Origin of the sequence: Bradyrhizobium sp. (assembly GCF_049512235.1) — a bacterium.
Taxonomy (GTDB): Bacteria; Pseudomonadota; Alphaproteobacteria; order Rhizobiales; family Xanthobacteraceae; genus Bradyrhizobium.
On sequence record NZ_JBEKXH010000587.1, the window covers coordinates 1 to 3,620 of the forward strand.

At 67.9% G+C, this 3,620-nt stretch carries 3 protein-coding genes; all 3 read left to right on the forward strand.

Annotation, left to right across the window (positions count from 1 at the left end; all coding sequences use genetic code 11):
- Positions 1–1,173 (forward strand): DDE-type integrase/transposase/recombinase (locus ABSG20_RS32230; protein ID WP_423868492.1); only part of this gene is annotated, 1,173 nt, incomplete at its 5' end.
- Complete coding sequence (locus tag ABSG20_RS32235; RefSeq protein WP_423868493.1) at positions 1,170–2,009, forward strand: ExeA family protein; 840 nt, start codon at positions 1,170–1,172, stop codon at positions 2,007–2,009. The genes ABSG20_RS32230 and ABSG20_RS32235, both read left to right, overlap by 4 nt.
- Positions 2,006–2,977, forward strand: coding sequence for an AAA family ATPase (locus ABSG20_RS32240; RefSeq protein WP_423868494.1), 972 nt, complete (start codon positions 2,006–2,008; stop codon positions 2,975–2,977). Before ABSG20_RS32235 ends, ABSG20_RS32240 begins: the two co-directional genes overlap by 4 nt.
- The last annotated feature ends 643 nt before the right edge of the window (positions 2,978–3,620 follow it).

Consider the following 3,620-nt stretch of genomic DNA (forward strand, 5'->3'; position numbering starts at 1 on the left):
GCCGTGCTGGCGCAATATGCCGCGCACAAGAGCTGGAGCGCCAGGCTGCATCATGACAACCTGCTCGCACTGGCCGAGAAGCAGCCCGAGCTCGTGCCGTTGCCATCCTATTCGACACTGCGCCGCTTTCTCGAGGCTCATGGTCTCGACAAGCGCCGGCGCCTCACATCGCGCCGGACCGAAGGCGCCGAGCGCGCCGAGGCGCGCCTGCTCGATCGTGAGGTGCGCAGCTACGAGGCCGAGTATGTCAACGGCCTGTGGCATTGGGATTGCCACGTCGGATCGCGCAAGGTGCTCACGCCACGTGGCGAGTGGCAGACACCGATCCTGTTCGGCGTGCTCGACGACCGCTCGCGGCTTGCCTGTCACCTGCAATGGTACCTGGCGGAGAACGCCGAGAACGTGGCGCACGGCTTGTCGCAGGCGTTCCAGAAGCGTGGCCTGCCGCGCTCGGTGCTGAGCGACAATGGCGCCGCCATGACGGCGTCGGAGATCGCCGAAGGGCTCGCCCGGCTCGGCATCGTGCACCAGACCACGCTGCCGTATAGCCCTTACCAGAACGCCAAGCAGGAGGCGTTCTGGGGCCCGGTCGAGGGCCGGCTGCTGGCCATGCTGGAGGACGTGCCGGACCTCACGCTCGCGCTGCTCAACGAGGCGACCCAGGCCTGGGCCGAGCACGACTATAATCGCAAGCTCCACTCCGAGATCGGCGAAGCGCCGGTCGCCCGCTTCCTCAGAGGTCCCGAGGTAACGCGGCCAAGCCCAGACAGCGCGGCCTTGCGGCTCGCCTTCACCCGCACCGAGCAGCGCACCCAGCGCAAGAGCGACGGCACCGTGGTGATCGCGGGCCGCCGCTTCGAAGTGCCAAACCGCTACCGCCATCTGCGCGGCGCCGAGGTCCGCTTCGCCAGCTGGGATCTCACGACGGTCCATCTGGTGGACAGCCGCACCGGCACGGTGCTGTGCCGGCTCTATCCACAGGACAAGACCAAAAACGCCAGCGGGCTGCGCCGGCCGCTCGACAAGCTGACGGCAAAGCCCGACGCCGGTCAAAGCGAGCCCATCAAGACGGCCGGCGCCATCGCGCCGCTGCTCGCCCGGCTGATCGACCAGCAGGCCGCGACCGGATTGCCGCCGCCTTATCTCCCCAAGGACGAAGGAGACGACACGTGAACAAAAAACTGCTCGCACTCTACGGCCTCAAGTGGAACCCGTTTGCACCCGACGTCCCGGTCGAGGCGCTGCGCATCACGCCGCAGATCGAGTCGTTCTGCTGGCGGGTTGAGCAACTCGCCGGCGAAGGCGGCTTTGCCCTCGTCACCGGCGCGCCCGGCACCGGCAAGTCGGTGACGCTGCGCGTTCTCGCCGAGCGGCTCGCAGCGCAACGCGATGTCAGGGTCGGCGTGATCAGCCGTCCCCAGGCCGGCCTCGCCGACTTCTATCGCGAGATGGGCGAGCTGTTCGGCGTCGTGCTCCACCCGCATAACCGCTGGGGCGGCGCCAAGGTGCTGCGCGAGCGATGGCAGACCCATATCGACGCCGCGTTCTCGCGGCCCGTGCTGATCGTCGACGAAGCGCAGGAGATGCTGCCGGCAGTTCTCTCCGAGCTGCGCCTTCTCGCTTCCGCGCGGCTCGACTCCCACATCCTGCTCACGGTGGTGCTGGCCGGCGACGCCCGCCTGACAGAGCGCTTGCGCACCGACGAGTTCCTGCCGCTCGGCAGCCGTATGCGCGTGCGCCTCGCGCTCGATCGCGCCGCGCCCGACGAACTGGCCGAATGCCTCAGGCAGGCGCTGCATAAGGCAGGGGCCGCCAAGCTGATGACCGCGGAGCTGATTGCCACCTTGTGCGATCACGCCCAGGGCAACCTGCGCGCGCTGATGAACATGGCGGGCGAACTGCTCGCTCATGCCGCCCAGCACGAGCTCCGCCAGATCGACGAGAAGCTGTTCCTCGAGACCTGCTCGCCACAAGCCGACACCAGGGCCGCGGCAGGACGACGGCGATGAGCCTGTTGCCGGTCGAGCCGGCCCATCTCCTCGCGGCGCGCGCCGAGGATCAGCGCTGGTTGGTCACAGGCCTGTGGTCCGAGCAGGCGGTCGGCATCATCGGCGGCGAGCCCAAATGCTGCAAATCCTTCCTCGCCCTCGACCTCGCCGTCGCGGTCGCCGCAGGCACGCCGTGCCTGCGCGGCTTCGCCGTCCCACGCGCCGGGCGGGTTCTGCTGTTCGCCGCCGAAGACGCGCTGCATATCGTGCGCCAGCGGCTCGAAGGCATCTGCGCCGCCGCAGGCGTCGCGCTCGCCGATCTCGACGTGCACGTCATCACCGCGCCCACCGTGCGGCTCGATATCGAGGCCGACCGCAAAAGCCTCGACGAGACCATAGCCAAGCTCCAGCCGCGGCTGCTCGTGCTCGATCCCTTCGTGCGCCTGCATCGCATCGATGAGAACGCCTCAGGCGAGGTCGCCCCGCTGCTCGCCTATCTGCGCGTGCTGCAGCGACGACACGGCATAGCCGTCATCGTCGTCCACCACGCCAAGAAGGGCGCCGGCCGCGTCCGCGCCGGCCAGGCCCTGCGCGGATCGTCCGAGTTCCACGCCTGGGGCGACTCCAACCTCTATCTGCGCCGCAATGGCGATGACCTCACCCTCACCGTCGAGCACCGCGCCGCGCCCGCCATGCCCATCGTCACGCTCGAACTCGTCCAACGCGGCGATGCGCTCGCGCTTGAAGTCGTCGACCGGCGCACGCCGCAAGCGCCGCCGCCAAGCTCGGTCGATGAGCGCATCACCACGGCGCTCACCGATCTCGACCATCCGCTGCCATTCTCCGAGCTGCGCACACGTTGCCGCGTGCGTACCGCAACCCTCTACGAGCGCCTCGCAGCGCTGACCTCCGAAGGCCGCATCGTCAGGTCCGGTGATGGTTATCGGCTCATCGAGCGCCAAGCAGTGGTCGCGCGGCAATCAAGATGACAACCCACTAAGGGCCGGGATCGGCGGCCCGAAGCCCGCTTCCACTTCCGCTTCCCGCTCGCTCTACAGCACGTCGGAAGCGGTAGCGGGAAGTCCAGCAAAGCGCTTCCATCCGCGCTGACCGCAACACTGATCACGCCGCACGTCCTATCCCTTTGTTCGATCGGCACCATCCCTCCGTCCCGACCTGCACGCTGCCAGTGCCGTCGCGCGCAGCGGCGGTCAAGGATGGCCCGTCTTCGGGCCACCGCGAAAGCGGCGCGAAGCGTCCTTGACGGCCGCGAGCACGATGGCACGCTTGAGTGCGTCGGGGCCGCCCACCCACCAACGAACCATCAAATAGCTCGGACGAAGGACCATCAAAAAGTGTGATCACGCTTACTCTGGTCGAGTGGCTTGCCGATCGGGTGTCAATTTCGACGCCAAATCCGTAACTGAAAGGCAGGCCGCCCAATCCCGAGATGCCGGCTTAGCAGCCAAATCCACTCTAATTCTCTGACCCCAATTCGGCTGACCCCGATTCGGACCAGGATGAGGTCATAAGCTCCCCTCCCCCACGCGCATCGCGCGTGGCGGGGAGGGGTCGGGGGTGGGGGGTGGTGCGGCGTTCACCGAAGCAGCGGTTCCTGCCGATGGACCCCCC

Bases quoted from the DNA above. Each gene is read 5' to 3' on its own strand.
- ABSG20_RS32240 (WP_423868494.1), top strand. From the start codon at position 2,006: ATGAGCCTGTTGCCGGTCGAGCCGGCCCATCTCCTCGCGGCGCGCGCC.